Genomic DNA, 284 nt, shown 5'->3' with positions numbered 1-284 from the left:
CTTGCAGATCGAGCCGGTCAAGTTCGTAGAAGCTCGGAATGCCGAGCGCCGCGAGCAGGTTCGAGCGCATCGACGTGACGGCTTTGCGCGACACGAACGAGCCCGTGTTTTGAGCGGGTTTTGGCGCGCGGTGCAACTGCACGTTCGTCGACAGCGCCGCATCGCGCAGCGCGGCGGAAATCACGCCGCCACTCGCGAGCAAGCGCAAATAGCTGTCCGTCAGCCGCTCGAGTTCGGGATAGCCGCGATGCAGGAAATACGACGGCGCGCGCTGCGCGATCATC

Annotated in this window: 1 protein-coding gene; it reads right to left on the bottom strand. The window is 64.4% G+C overall.

All coding sequences use genetic code 11. From position 1 onward, the window contains the following. The coding region (locus tag R0J92_RS22465; RefSeq protein WP_411053289.1) for a hypothetical protein at positions 1-284 on the bottom strand (284 nt) is incomplete at both ends.

Origin of the sequence: Tritonibacter sp. SIMBA_163 (genome assembly GCF_046535935.1) — a bacterium.
GTDB classification, from domain to species: domain Bacteria; phylum Pseudomonadota; class Alphaproteobacteria; order Rhodobacterales; family Rhodobacteraceae; genus Epibacterium; species Epibacterium scottomollicae.
Note: the sequence above shows the minus strand (reverse complement) of the source record. Positions and strands in the feature narration are given on the sequence as shown.